A 16,707-nucleotide genomic window follows, 5' to 3' on the forward strand; every position below is an offset into this window, starting at 1 on the left:
GGCGCGGCTTGGGATGGCGGAGTTACCCGTGCATGGCGTGGTGAAAAGCGATGAGCCCCTCGACCCAGTGGGTGAAGCGCGCGGGGCCGGAGGATTTGTCTTTCAGATGCACGGCGCAGCCTTTGTGGGCGGTGAGCGCGGCCTCCGCGATGGCGAGGCGTTCGGCCATGGGGGTGCCTGCGCCCATGATGACGGCATCGAGCGGGTGGGCGGCGATGGCGGCCTTTGCCTCGGCAAGCGTGGTGGCCGGGTGGCAATGGGCGCGGGTCGCGAGGGCGGCACAGGTTTGGGCGATGACGTCAGGGCGGGAGCCGACGAGCAGAAGGTGGAGCATGGGCGGGCCTTGCGTGTTGGATGCCGCGAGGGTGCCATGGCGGGGAGGGGGAGGCCAGTGGAGGAGGCGGTGCGGCCGCTATCGGACGTATCGGGCGAGAGCGATTCCGTCGTCGGCCAGCCTGAGCTGCCAGCCGCCTTGCCACAGCTCATAGAGCGCGGTGTGGAGGCGATCTTCTGTTTGGCCGTGCAGGGGGGCACAGATCCACTCGCCGGGCGTGTAGAAATTGCCGGCGGCGGCGTAAAGCGGCTCTGAGAGGAAAGACGATGCCGCTTGGCCGGGAAGGGCTTCGGGCGGCGTGGAGGCCAAGAGGTTGCCTTCGAGCAGGACGGTTATGTCATCGGTCTGGCGCATGGCGGCCTCGCCCTCCTGCGTCCAGCGTTCGATCACGGTCAGTTGGGTGAAATCCACCTCTTCGTTGGGGCCGACCTCTTTAAACAACGCGGCGATGGCCGGAATGCGGGCGCGGGCCTCGGCTTCGGGCAGGAGTTGGGGCGCTGCGGAGAGGAAGGCCTCCGTCCGGCGGAAGAGCTCGGCCCCGAGGGGCAGGAGGGCAAGGCAGGCGCGGCGGGTTTCCGGGGTGGCACGGGAAAACTCGTGGATCAGGCGGTTGTCCTGCATTAGATCGTCGGGAAGCGGATCGTCCCGGTGGCTGCCTTCGGCGGTCAGGGCCGGGTCTTGATCGAAGAGATCATGCCAGGCCAGTTGCCATTCGCGGTGGCGGGCCTTGACCCAGACGTTCTGCTCGGCGCGATCGGTGGGGAGGGCTTTGGTGCGGGCACCGGGGAAAAGGGCTTTGAGCCAATTGGGCATTGGGGGCCTTCGTCTGTTTGGTCGTGGGCATATGGAAACGGAGAGCGATCCGAGGCGCAAGGAGGAAAGCAAAAGGGGCACCCCGTGGAGCGCCCCTTTCTTGTTTCACTGTCCCTGCCGCGATCAGCAGCTGTAGTACATTTTGTACTCAACCGGGTGCGGGGTGTGCTCGTAGGCGTAGATCTCTTCCCACTTGAGGTCCATGTAGCCCTCGATCTGGTCCTTGGTGAAGACGTCGCCGGCGGTGAGGAAGTCCATGTCGGCTTCCAGCTCGGTCATGGCTTCACGCAGCGAGGCGCAGACGGTGGGGATGCCGGCGAGTTCTTCGGGCGGCAGGTCGTAGAGGTCTTTGTCCATGGCTTCGCCGGGGTGGATCTTGTTCTTGATCCCGTCGAGGCCGGCCATCAGCAGGGCCGAGAAGCACAGGTAGGGGTTGCCTGCCGGGTCGGGGAAGCGGGCCTCGACGCGCTTGGCCTTGGGGTTTTCGGCCCACGGAATACGCACGCAACCCGAGCGGTTGGACGCGGAGTAGGCGCGCAGAACCGGAGCTTCAAAGCCCGGGATCAGGCGCTTGTAGCTGTTGGTCGAGGGGTTGGTGAAGGCGTTGAGCGCCTTGGCGTGCTTCAGGATGCCGCCGATGTAATACAGCGCCTCGTCGGAGAGGTCGGCGTATTTGTCGCCGGCAAAGAGCGGCTTGCCATCCTTGAAGATCGACATGTTGACGTGCATGCCGGTGCCGTTGTCGCCCGCGATGGGCTTGGGCATGAAGGTGGCCGACTTGCCGTAGGCGTTGGCCACGTTGTGGATGACGTACTTGTACTTCTGAAGCTCGTCGGCCTGCTTGGTGAGCGAGCCGAAGATCAGGCCCAGCTCGTGCTGACAGGAGGCCACCTCGTGGTGGTGCTTGTCGACCTTCATGCCCATGCGCTTCATGGTCGAGAGCATCTCGGAGCGCAGATCCTGCGCGTCGTCGATCGGGTTGACCGGGAAGTAGCCGCCCTTGATGCCGGGACGGTGGCCCATGTTGCCCATGTCGAACTCGGCGTCGGTGTTCCAGGCTGCGTCGCCTGCGTCCACCTGGTAGCTTACCTTGTTCATCTCGACGGAAAAGCGCACGTCGTCGAAGAGGAAGAACTCGGCCTCGGGGCCCCAGTAGGAGGTGTCACCGATACCGGTGGACTTGAGGTAGGCCTCGGCCAGCTGTGCGGTGCCGCGCGGATCGCGGTTGTAGGCTTCGCCGGTGTCGGGCTCGACAACGGAGCAGTGCACGCAGAGCGTTTTCTCGGCGTAGAACGGGTCCATGTAAGCCGAGGAGCCATCGGGCATCAGCTTCATGTCGGATTTGTCGATCGACTTCCAGCCAGCGATGGAGGAGCCATCGAACATGAAGCCTTCTTCGAGGAAGTCCTCGTCGACCTGGTCGGACATAACGGTGACGTGCTGCAGCTTGCCACGCGGATCGGTGAAGCGGATGTCGACGTATTCGACGTCTTCATCCTTGATTGTCTTGAGAACGTCCTTGTTGCTCATGATGACTTCTCTTTCTCCTTGCTGAAAGTTTCTCGGGCGATGCGGCCGGGCGCTTAGAGCGCGTCTTCGCCGTCTTCGCCGGTGCGGATGCGAATGGCCTGCTCAATGGTTGAGACGAAGATCTTGCCATCGCCGATCTTGTCGGTCTTGGCGGCAGTGGTGATCGCCTCGATCGCGCCGTCGAGCTGGTCATCGGCCAGCACGACCTCGATCTTAACCTTGGGCAGAAAATCCACGACGTATTCGGCGCCGCGGTAAAGCTCGGTGTGGCCCTTCTGACGGCCGAAGCCCTTGACCTCGATGACTGAAAGCCCCTGGACGCCGATTTCCTGGAGAGCCTCCTTCACGTCGTCGAGTTTGAAGGGTTTGATGATTGCCTCGATCTTTTTCATGACAGACCGACTCCCTTGATGTCCGTTCCGCTAGGGGTGAGAACACTTATCGCAGGGGGCGGCAACGGGGCCGCCTCACGGGCGGGTGAGCGTCTCGGGGGAATTCTCGGGTGTGATGAAAAAATGTGCAAGTCGATTTGCGCATGGGCGTTTTGGAAACTTTTTGGGCGGAGAGCGCATGGAACTTCTGACATCTGCACAAATGCGCGCCATCGAGCAGGCCGCGATCGAGGCCGGAGAAGTCACCGGGCTGGAGCTGATGGAACGCGCCGGGCGGGGCGTGGTGGAGGCGGTGTTTGAGGAATGGCCGGAGCTGGCGGCCGGGTCGTTCCGCGCTGTGGTGCTCTGCGGGCCGGGGAACAATGGCGGCGATGGGTTCGTGGTGGCGCGGGTATTGAAGGAGTGGGGGTGGGCGGTCGAGGTGTTTCTGTATGGCGATCCGGCGAAGCTGCCGCCGGATGCGCGTGTGAATTATGAGCGGTGGGGGGAGATGGGGGAGGTGGTGCCAGGGTCCGCCTTTGAGGGCCGCGACGGTTGGCGCTGTGATCTTTTGGTGGACGCACTTTTTGGCACCGGGCTAACCCGTCCCTTGGCAGGGTATGGCAACCTGCTCTGGGAAATTGGGGATATGGTGCGCAGCTTCGTGCCTATCTTTGGTCACAAGCGCGGACGCCCGGCTGTTGTGTCTGTCGATGTTCCGAGCGGCATATGTGCAGATAGTGGTCGCACCCTGGAGAATGCCGAACCACAGAACCCCCATGCCGCTTGCGCGAACCTAACTGTGACGTTCCATTCCGAGAAGCTTGGGCACCGGCTCGGTGACGGGCCGGAAGCTTGTGGAAAGGTTGTTGTAAAAAGCATCGGTCTTGAGCGCGCGTTAATTGAGGGTGTGGTTTCGCTGAGCAAAGTTCCCAATCACCTCCTGAAGTGCGGCGGCGCGCACAAGTTCTCCCACGGGCACGCACTTATCCTCGCAGGCGGCGCGGGCAAGGGCGGTGCGGCGCGGATGGCGGCGCGGGGGGCGTTGAGGATCGGGGCAGGGCTGGTCACGGTGGCGCCGACGCCGGGGGCGTTGCAGGAGAATGCGGCGCGGCTGGATGCGGTGATGTTGCAGGCGGTGGGGGACGCAGAGGCTCTGGCGCGGGTGCTGGAGGATCGGCGGATCAATGCGGTGTGTGTCGGGCCGGGCTTGGGGGTTGAACGGGCGCGGGAGATGGTGCCAGTGGTTCTTGGTCGGGGTGGTGGGCTGGATGGTGGGCAGATTGCCCACCCTACGGTGTTGGACGCGGATGCGCTGTCGGCTTTTGCGGATGAGCCGGAGGCGCTGTTCGGAATGCTGCACGAGGGCTGTGTGCTCACGCCCCATGGCGGGGAGTTTGCGCGGCTCTTTCCGGACATTGCCGAGAAACTGGCGGCCCCGGCGGTGACCGGCGCGGCCTTTTCGAAGGTGGATGCGGCACGGGAGGCGGCGGCGCGGGCGGGATGCGTGGTGCTGTTCAAGGGACCGGATACGGTGATTGCGGGGCCGGATGGCGCGTGCTCGGTGAATGCGGCGGTCTACGAGCGGGCTGCGCCCTGGCTGGCGACGGCGGGGGCGGGGGATGTGCTGGCGGGGTTCATCACCGGGCTGATGGCGCGGGGGTTTGCGCCGATGCGGGCTGCAGAGGCGGCGGCATGGCTGCACGTGGAATGTGCGCGGGCGTTCGGGCCGGGGCTGATTGCAGAGGATTTGCCGGAGGTTTTGCCGCGGGTTTTGGCCGGGTTGGAGAATGGATAGGGGGTGACGGGCCACGGTTTGGGCCTGAGATCTCCTGGGGGGAGGTCCTCGGGTCGGGCCCGAGGATGACGGCCCGAGGATGACGGCCGCGGATGACGCTATGCGTCAGGCGGCTTGGGCGGCCTCGTCGGGCTCGAAGGCGCATTCGAGCATGCCGATGTAGAGGATTTCGGGCGCGTCGAAGAGCAGCGTTACCATCTCCATCCCCTTGAGCCGGGGCGTGCGGGTTATATAGCCGTTGTCGACCAGCGCGGCGGCAGGGGCGAGGGCGGCGGAACTGCCGTAGAGCAGCTTGGCGCGCCAGTCGCGCAGCAGCAGCTTTTGCGCCGGGGTGACGTGGACGAGATCAGACGGCTTGCCGTTGCCGAGGGCATGCGGGGCCAGCGCGATCGGGATGACATCGCAGGTGAAGCGCGACAGGCCTGCGAGCCGGACCATGCCCGAGCTGCGCGACACGAGCCTGTCACCGGGCTCCAGCTCGCCAAGACGGCGCTCGCCACGGGCGGTGAGAATCCGGGCGGAAGCGGAAATGCCCGCTGGCCCGAGATCGGGAGTGAACACCTGCGCTGCCCGGCGCAGGCCTCCCATGTTCATATCAGACATGGGGTGCTCTTTTGAAACTGCCTCGTTTTTCTTTCACGCTAGCGTAAAGAAACTGTTGATGGCCACTATTTTCCGAGGGGTGATCTGCATTTTCGGGCTTTCGTGCCGCGAGAGGCACTGTTAGATACCGCTCCCACGGAAAGCGGGTGTGGCGAAATTGGTAGACGCACCAGATTTAGGTTCTGGCGCCGCAAGGCGTGGGGGTTCAAGTCCCTCCACCCGCACCGAAATTCTTCCATAGCAGGTCTTTAGCACGGCCCGGGGCGCTGATAGCCTTGGGGCATGGGGATGACTGTTTTGACATTGACGCGCGGCCTTGCCGCATTGGTGCTTGTGGTGCTGCTGGCGGGCGGGGCGCGGGCGGAGGGGTCGATTTACGAAGAGCTGGGCGCGGCCTATGGGCAGATTGCGCAGGATGCCCCGGCCGCCGCCGCGCGGTTGGGTGAGCTGGTGGCGCGGTATGATGCCGAAGGGGTGCAAGACCCGTTTCTTCTGTCGGACATCTACCTTGCATTGGTGTTGGCGCATCACGCGGCCGGGCAGGCGAGCGCGGCCTTGGCGCGGCTTGATGAGGCGGGTGCGCGGCAGCCGATGCTGACGAAGCGCATTCCGGAGATGGCTTATTTGCGTGGGGAGATCCTTTCGGGGTTCGGGCTCTTTCTGCAGGCGAGCGTGGCCTATGAGCAGGCGGCGGATTTCATGGAGATGTCGGGCTGGTCGGCGCGGTTTGACGATGCGGCGCGGGCGCGGATGCGGCTGTTTGAGGTGCATGCGAAGGCGCGGGCCTCTTGGGTGGCGGATGGCGGCAAGCGGGTGACGGAGGCGGAGGCGTTGCTTGGTCCGCTTGCGCCGATGATCGCCCAGCCTGGGGGCGCGGTGCTGCGGGTGCTGCCGCTTCGGATGCGGGAATACCGGGGTGATCTGCTCACGGCGCGGGAGGGCTACATGGCGCAGGCGGCGGGCAGTGACAGCCGCGCCGGGCTGCTTGCGCTGGCGGCGCTGGCAGACTGGCGATTGGGGCGGAGAGCGTTTGCCCGCAAGGAGGCCGAGGCCGCGCTGGCGGATGGCGGGCTTGGGCCGAAGCGGCGCGCGCTGATGGAGGCGGTGGTGCTGCTGACGGAGGAGGGCGTGCCGGAGTTGGAGGCGCTGGCCCCGCTGATCGAGACGTTCCGCCCGGCGCCGGGGGCGGATTACCAGCATGCCGATATGGTCGATCTGCTGGAGTTGATGGCGATGCTTGTGGAAGTTGTGGCGCAGGTGCCGGAGGGCGAGCGGCCCGCTGTGGCTGCGCTTCAGGTGCCCGAGGCTTTGCTGGATTTCGAGACCATGGCGCAGGATGGCTATGGGCGGCGGTTGATCTCCGGGGTGCGGCTGGATCTGGCGCGGATGTTGGAGGCTGAGGGGCAGCATGATGCGGCGCGGGCGCATTATCAGGCGGTGCGGTTGCGGGCGGATGTGACGCTGAGCGAACTGGCCGCAGCACTTGGCGGGCTGTCACGCGTAGGGCTGGATGCGCCGCATGACCGGCCTGATGCCGTCTCTGGGCTGGCCTATAGTGCGGCGCAGGTGGCGCGGGGGCAGGTTGAGGCCGTGCCGTCGCGGCTGGGCGCGGAGGCGCGGCGACAGCTTGAGGCCTATGCAACGCTCTTTGAGGGGGGTGTTGATGCGCTCTACGACCAGATGGAGGCGCGCCCGCCGATTGGGCCGATGGGCGCGCCGCATGTGGAGGGCTTTGACCAGAAGGGCCCCTATGTCTTTCCGTGGCGCGAGACCGATGGCTATGTGCCGCTGGATGCGGGCGATTACTGGCGGGACAGGCTGGATGAGGCCTTCGGGATGATGCAATCGGCCCGCCAGAGCGCGGCGGGCCGGGCGATTGAGGCGATGACGGCGCGGCTGGCCGCAGGGGGCGGCGAGGTTGGACGGTTGCTGCGTGACAGGGATGCGGTGCTGGCGCGGCGCGAGGCGCTGGTTGCGCGGGGGCCGGTGGGGCAGGCCGAGGTGGCGGCTGTGGATGCGGAGCTTGACCGGATCGAGGCCGCGCTGGCCGAGGCGGCGCCGGAATGGAAGAGCAGCGCTGCGCCGGAGCCCTTGGGGCTGGAGGAGGCGCGGGATCTGCTTGGTGAGAACGAGGCGCTGCTGGTGCAATTGCAGACGGCGCGGGGCTTTCATGTGTTTATCGTGACGCCAGAGGCGGTTGTCTGGCAGCGCCGGGCGGTGACCGAGGAGGAGGTGAGCGGAGGCGTGCGCGAGTTGCGGCGGGCCCTGGACCCATCTGGCCCGCAGCGCTCTGCGGTTGCCCTGAAGGCTGCCGAAGACGCGCCGACCGCCTTCAATCCGGCCACCGCGCATGATCTGCACCGGGCTGCGCTGGGGGCAGCGGTGGGTTTTGTGCCGGAGGGAGCGGTGATCTTTGCGGTGCCTGACGGCGCGTTTCAGGCGCTGCCTTTGGGTGTGCTGGTAGCCAAACCAGCGGGCGACGGGGCCGCTTGGGGCGAGATCGACTGGGCGATCCGGCATCATGCCTTTGCCACGCTGCCCTTGCCCGCGTCGCTCAGGGCCTTGCGGAGGGAGGCTGGCGTGAGCGCGGGCGCGCTGCCGTTTCTGGGGATCGCGGACCCGGCCTTTGGCGCGGATATCGCCGGGCTTCAACTGGCGCGATTGCCGGAGTCGGTGGGCGAGGTGGAGGCGCTCAACCAAGCCGTTGCGGGCGGCGCGGGGGAGGTTGTCACCGGCGCAGCGGCGCGGGAGGCCGAGATGGGTGGTGCGATCCGCCTTGGTGCGGCGCGGGTGCTGGCCTTTGCCACCCACGGGCTGCTGGGCGGGGAGGCGGCGGGGCTTTCGGAGCCAGCGCTGGCGTTGGCGGCTCCGGGGGCCGGGTTTGACGGGCTCTTGAGCGCCAGTGAGATCGCGGTTCTGGACCTCGACGCGGATTGGGTGCTGCTCTCGGCCTGCAACACCGCCTTGGGGCCGGGCGGCGAGGGGGCAGAGGGGCTTTCGGGGCTGGCGCGGGCGTTTCTTTATGCGGGGGCGCGGCGATTGCTGGTGAGCCACTGGGCGGTGGATTCACTGGCGACGGTGGAGCTGACCACGGGCATGTTTGAAGCGATGGCGGAGGCTGAGCCGGGGCCAGGGGCGGGTGCGCGGGCGCTGCGTCGGGTGATGCTGGAGATGATCGACAGCCCGGCGCGTGCGCGATACGCGCATCCCGCAGCTTGGGGCCCATTTGTGACCGTGGGCGGATAGCAGGCGGCGGGAGGGGCCTCTGGCGAGGCCGCTCCCTTGAGTTGGCGCGCTTAAACGTGCTCGGGGTCGAGCGTGGTGGCCCAGAGCTCGGTATTGGCACGGTCCATCAGGCGCACGGTGAGCTGCTCGGTCGCGCCGTCGATCTCGACCAGACCGAAGAATTGCAGCCCGGCGGAGGGGGGCAGGTTGACCTGCCCGGCCTCGGGCGCCTTCACGTAGCGGACCTCGGGGCCGAAAGTCATATCGAGATCGTTGGGGCCGAAGGTGCCGGCGTGGATCGGGCCGGAGACGAACTCCCAGAAGGGTGCGAAATCCTGAAACTGGGCGCGATCGGGGCTGTAGTGGTGGGCGGCGGTGTAGTGGACATCGGCGGTGAGCCAGACGGTGTTTTTGACCTCCGCCGCCTTGATGAACCGCAGAAGATTGGCGATCTCCAGCTCGCGGCCCTTGGCGGTGCCGTTATCTCCATTGGCGACCGCCTCCGCGCCGCCGCCGACGACGAGGCCGATGGGCATGTCGGAGGCGATGACCTTCCATGTCGCGCGGCTGTTGGTCAGCTCGCGCTTGAGCCATGCCATTTGCTCGGCCCCGAGGATGCGGCTTTCATCCGTCAGCTCATCCTGCATGTTGTCGGTGTTGGGGCCGCGATAGCTGCGCAAGTCGAGGAAGAAGATGTCGAGCATCGGGCCGTAGCTGATTTTGCGATAAACGCGGCCCGGCTCGGCGGGCGTGTAGCGGATCGGCGCCATCTCGTGGAAGGCCTGAGCAGCGCGAGCGGCGAGGACGTGGATGTTTTTCTCCGAATAGCGCTCGTCTTCCATGATCGAGCGGGAGGAGGACCAGTTGTTGATGACCTCGTGATCATCCCACTGGAAGAAGGTGGGCACTTCGGCGTTCATCGCCAGCACGTGCTCGTCCATCATGTTGTAGAGCCACTGGCCGCGATATTCATCGAGAGTTTCGGCGACCTTGCGCTTGGCGTCGGTGTTGACCGTGTTGCGCCAGATCACGGCGCCGCTCTCATCGGTGACTTCATCTTCCAGCGGGCCGTCAGCGTAGATGGTGTCGCCCGAGTGCAGGAAGAAATCGGGCTGGTGGGAGGCCATGGTGCTGTAGCAGGCCATGCCGTCTTCGTTGATGCCCCAGCCCTGACCGGCGGTGTCGCCGGACCATGCGAACTTGACCGAGCGGCGCGAGCCGGGGGCGGTGCGGAAGCGGCCCACCAGCGGCTCGGAGGTGGCGTTTACGTCGTTCAGGTCCATCGCGGTGAAGCGGTAGAAGATGTCTTGATCGGAGGGCAGCCCCTCGACCAGCCGCTTGATCGCCATGTCGGAGCCGGGCAGGGCGTTCATCGGGGCGAGTTGACGGGCGTTGGAGAAGCTCTCGGTGGTGGCGACTTCCATCATCACCTTGGCGGGGCGGTCGGTGCGGGTCCAGATCATGCCCGACGACGCATCGACATCGCCCGACTGTACGCCGTGGGTGAACACGGGGCGGCTCTGGGCGCGCGAGATCGCGGGCATGGCGAGGGTGGTGGCGAGGGCGGAGCCCCCGATCAGGACGTTGCGGCGGGAAAGGGAATGAAGCTTGGGCATATCTGTCCTCTGGCGTGTGCTGCGATGCTGGTGACTGCGCTCTGCGCGGTGCCGGGACGCTCCACCCGGGCGATGACGGGAGCGTGACCGGGAGCCTACAGTTTTTTGAAAGCCCGCCTTGTGAGCGAAACGCCGCCGGAGGCGCTTGGGCCCGGCCCGTGGCTGCTGCGGGAATGTGGTTGCATCGGCGCAATGCTGCACATACAAGGCGCCTGATTTATCACCCCCTCGGGCACCGAGGGGGTTGCGGTGCTTATACGAAGAAGGATGCAGGAATGCAGGTCACCGAGACCCTGAACGAAGGGCTGAAACGCGGCTACGAAATCACCATTCCGGCCAGTGAGCTGGATGCAAAGGTGACCGGCAAGCTCGAAGAAGCCCGCCCCGACGTCGAGATGAAAGGCTTCCGCAAGGGCAAGGTGCCGATGGCCCTCCTGAAGAAGCAGTTTGGCCCGCGCCTTTTGGGCGAAGCCATGCAGGAAACCATCGACGGCGCGATGGAAAAGCACTTTGAAGAGAGCGGCGACCGCCCGGCGCTTCAGCCTGAAGTGAAAATGACCAATGAAGACTGGAAAGAAGGCGACGATGTTGTCGTTTCCATGTCTTACGAAGCGCTGCCCGAGATCCCCGATGTGGACCTCAAGGGCGTGAAGCTGGAGAAGCTCGTGGTCAAGGCCGATGAGGCCGCCGTGACCGAGGCGCTGGAAGGGCTGGCCGAGCAGGCCAAGTCGTTTGAGACCAAAAAGGGCGCGGCCAAGGACGGCGATCAGGTGCTGATGGACTTCCTCGGCAAGGTTGACGGCGAGGCCTTCGAGGGCGGCGCGGCAGAAGACTTTCCGCTGACGCTCGGCTCGGGCCAGTTCATCCCCGGCTTTGAAGAGCAGCTGGTGGGTGTGAAGGCTGGCGACGAGAAGAACGTGGAAGTGTCCTTCCCCGAGGAATACCAGGCCGAGCATCTGGCCGGTAAGGCTGCCGTGTTTGAGTGCAAGATCAAAGAAGTGAAGAAGCCTGCCAAGGCCAAGCTTGACGACGATCTGGCCAAGCAGTTCGGCGCTGAGGATATGGAAGCCCTGAAGGGCCAGATCAGCGAGCGGCTGGAAGCGGAGTACGCCGGGGCCTCGCGCGCGGTGATGAAGCGCACGCTGCTGGACGAGCTGGACAAGCTGGTGGACTTCGAGCTGCCGCCGACCCTGCTGGAGGCCGAGGCCGGGCAGATTGCGCATCAACTGTGGCACGAGGAAAACCCCGAGGTTGAGGGCCACGATCACCCCGAGATCGAGACCACCGAAGAGCACAAGACCCTCGCCGCCCGCCGGGTGCGCCTTGGCCTGCTGCTCGCCGAGATGGGCCGCAAGAACGAGATCGAAGTGTCTGACGCCGAGATGACTCAGGCGATCATGGCGCAGGCGCGTCAGTATCCCGGTCAGGAGCGCGAGTTCTTCGAGTTCGTGAAGAACAACGCGCAGGTGCAGCAGCAGATGCGTGCGCCGATCTTCGAAGACAAGGTTGTGGATTACATCTTTGAGCTGGCTGAGGTTTCCGAGAAGGAAGTTTCGAAGGACGAGCTGAAGGATGCGGTGGACAAGCTCGAAGACGAGTGAGCTTTGCCGGATTGATCTAGCGAAGGGCCGCCCGCTTGGGTGGCCCTTTTGCGTTGGAGGGAATGGGATGGATTTTTTTGAGGCGTTGACGGGGTTTGCGGAGCGCGGGCCGGAGGAGGTGCGCGAGAAGCTGGTGGTGGAGGATGGCCACCTGCGCTCGGTGGTGAACGGGCGGGTGATGCGGCCCGGGGTGCTGGAACTGGTGACCTCGGCCGATTTGGGGCCGGTGCCGCAGCGCGGGCGCAGCCGGTTTGCCCAAGTGGTGGGGGATGCGCAGGCGCTGCATCTGGCCCATCCCGGCGCGCTGTTTCAGGTGGCCTCGCAGTTCAACCTGCTGGAGATGGTGGGGCCGGATGTAAGCCCGGCTGATGGGATCACCCGCTACCAGTGGGACCGCACGCAGGGGCCGGCCTGTGCGATGGCCTGCGCCGCCGGGACGATCTGGCGGAACTACTTTGTGGAGCATGGTGGGCATGTCGGCCAATGTGAGCGGCAAATTGACTGCTTGGAACCGCTGGGGCGGGCGCTTGGCAATGAGTATGGGGCGCTTTGGGAGATGCGCAACGGCTACGCGCTGCCGCACCCGGGCGGGCTTGAGGCTGTGGAAGAGCGGCTGCGGGGGCAGTTTGATGCGTTTCGCGGGCGGCTGCAGGTTGGCTTGCAGCGCGATACGGAGGTGACGCTGGAGGGCGGCGGGCATGATGTGCACCAGGTCTATTGCTCGGCGCTGCCGGTGGCCTATGGCGGTGCGGGCGCGTGGCAGCTGTTTGCGCGGCTGGTGCTGGAAGAGGCCTATGAGATCACGCTGGGGCTGGCGGCAAGGTTGGAGGTGCCGGTGTTTTTGACGCTGCTCGGGGGCGGGGCATTTGGCAATGAGACATGGTGGATCACCGAGGCGATGCGGCGGGCGTTTGCGCTTTATGGAAATGCCGGGCTGAATGTGACCGTGGTCAGCTATGGGGCGCCGAACCGGGAGGTGACGGCGCTGCTGGAAGAGTTCGGCTGAGGTTGAAGCACTGGCGCGAGGGACGCGGGGGCGCTAAACCGAAGTATCCGGCCCGGTTGGGGCGCGGACGGCGGGGAGTGGGCCGATTACACGCGACTATTCGCAGTTTCTGACGCCGCCGACGGGGGCAGGCAAGACGCCGGGCTCGGTGCTACAGGGCCTCGGGTGGCGCAACTTCTTTGCCCAGCAGACTGATGCCGATGAGATGGCGGAGACCCCGCCGGTGCGGGTGACGCAGGTGCATCGCAACGGGCTGCATGTGGTGGGAGATGGCATCGACGAGCTGGTGCCGCCGGGGCCGGAAGCGACGGTGGGCGACTGGCTGATGCTGAACCGTGAGGCCCCGGCGCAGAGCCGGGTGCTGGAGCGGACCAGCCTGATCAAGCGGCGGGCGGCGGGGCTGGAGCGGCAGGTGCAGATGATTGCGGCCAATCTCGATACGGCCTTTATCGTCACCTCCTGCAATCAGGATTTCAACATCGCGCGGCTGGAGCGCTACATCGCGCTGGCGATGGAGGCGGAGGTTGCGCCGGTGATCGTGCTGACCAAGCCCGACATCGCGGATGATCCGGAGCGCTTTGCCGAGGAGGCGCGGACGATTTCTGACCGGGTGCCGGTGGTGGTGGTGAACGCCAAGGGCGAGGCCGTGGCGGAGGCGCTGGCGGCGTGGTGCAGGCCGGGGCAGACGGTGGCCTTCATGGGCTCGTCCGGGGTTGGCAAATCGACCCTGACCAACGCACTTTCGCAGGGCGAGGCGATTGAGACGCAGGCGATCCGCGAGGGGGATGCGCGGGGGCGGCACACGACCACGCGGCGGCAATTGCATTTTGTGCCTAGCGGCTGCGCGGTGCTGGACACGCCGGGGATGCGCGAGTTGCAGATGACGGATGCGGAGACGGGGATTGGCGATCTGTTCTCGGACCTGCGCGACTTGGGCGAGGCCTGCAAGTTTCGCGATTGCGCCCATGAGACGGAGCCGGGCTGCGCGGTGCTGGCGGCGCTTGAGCGCGGCGAGATTGACGCGGCGCGGATCAAGCGGTGGAAGAAGCTGGTGGCGGAAGAGCGGTTCAACTCCGAGAGCCTTTCGGAGCGGCGGATGCGCGACAAGAGCTTTGGCAAGATGGTGCGCAAGGTGGTGAAGAACAGCCGCAAGAAGTAGCGCCCCGCCGAAACGGGGCGCTGCTGGCTTAGAGGGTGATGCGGAAGGCGGCGAAACCGTCTGCGCCATCGCCTGCGGGTTCGATGGTGACGCCCTCGACGGAGGCGGCGTAGTCAGCGGCTTTGGGGCCGGTCTCGAACAGGACGGTGGTGTTTTCCAGCGGTGCGAAGGTCCAGTTGGCGTCGGCGGCGGGGGCGATCTCTCCCTTGTCGACGATGTAGCGCACGATCACGTCGCGGTTGGTGTCGGGGCCTTCGAAGATCACGGTGGAGCCATCGGCACCGGGGAAGCTGCCGCCGCCGGAGGCGCGGTAGTTGTTGGTGGCGACGACGAATTTTTGCGCCGGATCAATGGGCTGGCCGTTGAACTGGAGGTTCCTGATGCGGTTGGCATCGGGGTTTTCCAGCTCGCCCTTGGGGCCGTATTTCGACGGCTCGGAGAGGTCGATCTGGTAGGTGACGCCATCCATGATGTCGAAGTTGTAGCTCGGGAAATCGGGGTTGAGCAGGGTGGCGTCCTGCGCGCCGGGTTCGATCTGGTTGAACATGCCTGCGGAGCGCTCGAGCCAGTCCTTCACCATTGCGCCGTCGATCAGTACGGCGCGGACGGTGTTGGGGTAGAGGTAGAGGTCGGCCACGTTTTTGATGGCGACGGCACCGGGGGCGACATCGGTGTAATACTCCGGTCCGCCCCGGCCACCGGCCTTGAAGGGGGCGGCGGCGGAGAGGATGGGCAGGCCTTCCCATTCGGTGCCCTGCATCATCTGCTCGATGTACCAGGTCTGGGCATTGCTCACGATCTGGACCGAGGGATCATCGGCCACCAGCGCGAAGTAGCTGTGGAGCGGCACGGCGGTGGTGCCGACGGCGCGGCGGACGTATGCGAGCGTGGCTTCGTGGTCTGCTTTGACGGCTTCGAGCACGGCAGGATCATCCTCGACCAGCGCGGTGATCGAACGGTCTTCCTCGCGCTTGGAGATTGGCCGGGCCTCGGAGCTGTGGCCCGTAACGCGCCAGCTGCTGCCGTCTTTCTCCAGCATCAGGTCGATCAGGCCGAGGTGGCTGCCCCAGAAGCCGGCCATGGCGGCGGGCTTGCCGTGGATGGTGCCGGCCTCGGCATCGACCGCGGCAAAATCGGCGTAGGTGGAGGAGGGGAAGACGAGGTGGCTGTGGCCGGTGAGGATTGCGTCGATGCCCTCGACGGCGGCCAGCGGCACGGAGGCGTTTTCCATCATGTCGGCCTCATCCGCCGCGCCGATGCCGGAGTGGGAGAGGGCGATGACGATATCGGCGCCTTTCTCTTTCATCTCGGGGACGAGGGCGCGGGCGGTGGCGACGATATCCTTGGCTTCGACGTTGCCTTCGAGGTGCTTGCGATCCCAGTTCATCACCTGGGGCGGGACGAAGCCGATGATGCCGATCTTGATCGGGTGGGCCTCGCCTGCGCCATCGGTGATTTCGCGCTCAAGGATCACGTAGGGCTCGAGCAGGGTCTCGGAGCTGCCGGGCTTGGTGATGTTGGCGCAGACGACCGGGAAGCCGGAACCGGCGAGGGCCTTGGTGAGGAACTCGAGGCCGTAGTTGAACTCGTGATTGCCGAGCGTGGAGGCCTCGATGCCGACGGTGTTCATGGCGGTGATGACGGGGTGGCTATCGCCCTCCTTCATGCCGCGCTCGTAGGCGATGTAATCGCCCATCGGGTTGCCTTGCAGGAAGTCGCCATTGTCGAGCAGGAGGGAGTTGGTGGCCTCGGCGCGGATTTCGTTGACGATGGAGGCGGTGCGCGACAGGCCCACGGTATCGACCTCGCGGTCGGCGTAATAATCGTAGGGGTAGACGTGGACGTGCAGGTCTGTGGTTTCCATCAGGCGGAGGTGGGCCTGACCGGCAGCGGCGCGCAGCGAGAAGGGGTGGAGGGCGATGAGGCCCCCGGCGGCGGTTGAGGCGAGGAAGCTACGGCGCGAGAGATTGAGGGGCATGGGGGCGTCTCCTTGTTGGGCGTTGCCGCCGGTTTGGCCCGGCGTTGTAACGGGGGTGTGTCAGCTGCGCAGGCCAGTCTCGTAGAGTAGGCCGAGGCGCTTGGCCTCGTAGTAGTATCCGCGGGCATACCAGCCGATCGCCTCGTCAATGTCGCCACCGGACACGATCCATGCGCCTTTGAGATACTTCCCGGCGTATTTGAGGTTGGTCTCTGCATCGAGCAGGTCGGCAGGGGCGCCGCGAAAGCCCATGGTGCGGGCGGTCTGGGGCAGAACCTGCATGAGGCCATAGTAGGGGCCGTTGCGGGCGCGGGGGTTGTGGGTGCTTTCGCGGATGCAGACCCGGTGGATCAGCTCGCGAGGGATGTCGTGGATCTCGGCGTATTTGTTGATCAGCGCGCGCAGCTCGGGGGTTTCTTGCGGGTAGAGCGGCGGATTGAAATTGTCACGCGAGGTGTCCGGCTCTCGGTCCGAACTGCCACAAGCGGCGAGCGGGAGGGCGGCGATGAGGGCGAGGGCTGTGCGGCGAGTCGTCATGGTGCAAGGTTGGCACCGGGGCGGCGGCTTGGCGAGGGGTGCTGATGTGACAGGGGGGAAATTTGCCGAGGTACGAGCGCGGTTGCCCAACTAATGCCCCAATTCAAATGCTGGGATGGCCCAAAGAACGACTCGT

General features: G+C 65.6%; 13 protein-coding genes and 1 tRNA gene. 6 read left to right on the forward strand and 8 right to left on the reverse strand.

Annotation, left to right across the window (positions count from 1 at the left end; genetic code table 11):
* Positions 1–22: 22 nt before the first annotated feature.
* The 4 genes from FHY55_RS11025 to FHY55_RS11040 all read right to left on the reverse strand — a co-directional run bounded on the left by FHY55_RS11025 (position 23) and on the right by FHY55_RS11040 (position 3,069).
* On the reverse strand, positions 23–334 hold the full coding sequence (locus FHY55_RS11025) for a hypothetical protein (RefSeq protein ID WP_140014244.1): 312 nt from the start codon (positions 332–334) through the stop codon (positions 23–25).
* A gap of 78 nt (positions 335–412) precedes the next feature.
* Complete coding sequence (locus FHY55_RS11030) at positions 413–1,147, reverse strand: hypothetical protein (protein ID WP_140014245.1); 735 nt, start codon at positions 1,145–1,147, stop codon at positions 413–415.
* A 123-nt stretch (positions 1,148–1,270) separates the two neighbouring features.
* A complete protein-coding gene (gene glnA, locus FHY55_RS11035) occupies positions 1,271–2,677 on the reverse strand; it encodes a type I glutamate--ammonia ligase (RefSeq protein ID WP_140014246.1) in 1,407 nt (468 codons plus the stop codon).
* Between the two features lie 53 nt (positions 2,678–2,730).
* Positions 2,731–3,069, reverse strand: coding sequence for a P-II family nitrogen regulator (locus tag FHY55_RS11040; protein ID WP_140014247.1), 339 nt, complete (start codon positions 3,067–3,069; stop codon positions 2,731–2,733).
* Between the two features lie 178 nt (positions 3,070–3,247).
* Here FHY55_RS11040 and FHY55_RS11045 point away from each other — a divergent pair, with 178 nt between their 5' ends.
* Positions 3,248–4,846, forward strand: coding sequence for an NAD(P)H-hydrate dehydratase (locus FHY55_RS11045; RefSeq protein WP_140014248.1), 1,599 nt, complete (start codon positions 3,248–3,250; stop codon positions 4,844–4,846).
* Positions 4,847–4,951: 105 nt separating this feature from the next.
* Here FHY55_RS11045 and FHY55_RS11050 read toward each other — a convergent pair whose 3' ends face one another.
* Entirely contained in the window at positions 4,952–5,449 is a 498-nt protein-coding gene (locus tag FHY55_RS11050; RefSeq protein WP_140014249.1) for a Hint domain-containing protein, read from the reverse strand.
* A 142-nt stretch (positions 5,450–5,591) separates the two neighbouring features.
* Between FHY55_RS11050 and FHY55_RS11055 the strand changes: the two genes are divergently transcribed.
* A tRNA-Leu gene (locus FHY55_RS11055) sits at positions 5,592–5,673 on the forward strand.
* 64 nt (positions 5,674–5,737) lie between these two features.
* On the forward strand, positions 5,738–8,695 hold the full coding sequence (locus FHY55_RS11060) for a CHAT domain-containing protein (RefSeq protein WP_140014250.1): 2,958 nt from the start codon (positions 5,738–5,740) through the stop codon (positions 8,693–8,695).
* Between the two features lie 50 nt (positions 8,696–8,745).
* Here the strand turns inward: FHY55_RS11060 and FHY55_RS11065 are convergent, their stop codons facing one another.
* Positions 8,746–10,290, reverse strand: coding sequence for an alkaline phosphatase (locus FHY55_RS11065; RefSeq protein ID WP_140014251.1), 1,545 nt, complete (start codon positions 10,288–10,290; stop codon positions 8,746–8,748).
* 275 nt (positions 10,291–10,565) lie between these two features.
* On the opposite strand from FHY55_RS11065, the gene tig reads away from it, so the two are divergent.
* From tig to rsgA, 3 genes are all read left to right on the forward strand, one after another.
* Positions 10,566–11,891: a trigger factor gene (gene tig / locus FHY55_RS11070; protein WP_140014252.1), complete on the forward strand. Its 1,326-nt coding sequence runs from the start codon at positions 10,566–10,568 to the stop codon at positions 11,889–11,891.
* Positions 11,892–11,958: 67 nt separating this feature from the next.
* Positions 11,959–12,897, forward strand: a complete 939-nt coding sequence (locus tag FHY55_RS11075) for a hypothetical protein (protein WP_140014253.1) — start codon at positions 11,959–11,961, stop codon at positions 12,895–12,897.
* 148 nt (positions 12,898–13,045) lie between these two features.
* Entirely contained in the window at positions 13,046–14,056 is a 1,011-nt protein-coding gene (gene rsgA, locus FHY55_RS11080; RefSeq protein WP_371706925.1) for a ribosome small subunit-dependent GTPase A, read from the forward strand.
* Between the two features lie 28 nt (positions 14,057–14,084).
* Here the strand turns inward: rsgA and FHY55_RS11085 are convergent, their stop codons facing one another.
* Both FHY55_RS11085 and FHY55_RS11090 read right to left on the reverse strand, forming a co-directional pair.
* On the reverse strand, positions 14,085–16,034 hold the full coding sequence (locus tag FHY55_RS11085) for a bifunctional 2',3'-cyclic-nucleotide 2'-phosphodiesterase/3'-nucleotidase (protein ID WP_140014255.1): 1,950 nt from the start codon (positions 16,032–16,034) through the stop codon (positions 14,085–14,087).
* A 60-nt stretch (positions 16,035–16,094) separates the two neighbouring features.
* The gene (locus tag FHY55_RS11090) at positions 16,095–16,571 is read right to left on the reverse strand and encodes a lytic transglycosylase domain-containing protein (RefSeq protein ID WP_140014256.1); all 477 of its coding nucleotides are present in this window, start codon (positions 16,569–16,571) and stop codon (positions 16,095–16,097) included.
* Positions 16,572–16,707 lie beyond the last annotated feature (136 nt).

This window comes from Oceanicola sp. D3 (assembly GCF_006351965.1).
GTDB lineage: Bacteria > Pseudomonadota > Alphaproteobacteria > Rhodobacterales > Rhodobacteraceae > Vannielia.